Source organism: Dietzia massiliensis, from assembly GCF_018390595.1.
In the GTDB taxonomy this organism is placed as follows: Bacteria; Actinomycetota; Actinomycetes; order Mycobacteriales; family Mycobacteriaceae; genus Dietzia; species Dietzia massiliensis.
The window spans coordinates 1-586 of the sequence record NZ_JAHBAV010000144.1 but is presented as its reverse complement, the minus strand read 5'-3'; the positions used below and the strand labels follow the sequence as shown (position 1 = coordinate 586).

The 586-nt window shown below is 76.6% G+C and carries 1 protein-coding gene; it reads left to right on the top strand.

From position 1 onward, the window contains the following. On the top strand, positions 1-586 hold a 586-nt coding region (locus tag KHA85_RS16545), incomplete at both ends, for an alpha/beta hydrolase (protein WP_213186634.1).

The window sequence follows — 586 nt, the reverse complement described above, 5'->3', positions numbered from 1 at the left end:
CGCGACCCCGGAGCGACCGTGCCCGCGGCGCTGCTGTCCGACGTCGTCCGCTCTGCGCTGGCCGACCTGTCCGGCGCCTCCGCCGGCGCCCCGTCCTCGGGCGACGTGATCCTCGGCGATCTCGTGAGCGCGGCGCCCGACGAGACCCCCGACAGCGTTCGCGATCGCGCCACCGAACTGTCCGGGACGTCCCTGCCGTACGTGGCCGGGTGCTCGGACCTGTCCCGCCGCGTGCCGGTGAACCGCGTCGACGAGCTGAGCTCCGAGTGGGCCGGGACCCCGCCGTTCGGGGAGATCCTCGCCGCGCAGCTGTCCGCGTGCTCCACCTGGCCCGTCCCCGGCCAGGTTCCGGTCAGCGTGCCCGCCGACGTGCCGGTCCTGCTGTTGGGCGGGATCGCCGACCCCGTCGCCGGTGCCGCGGCCGTCGAACCGGCCGCCGCCGCGCTCACCGCCTCCGGCGCCACCGACGTCCGCACGCTCACCTGGGGCGCGCCCGGATCGCGCGTGATCCTGCACTCCGGGTGCGCCCGAACCGCGGTGACCGGATTCCTCGCCGACCCCGATACCGCCGAGGACTCCGCCGCCT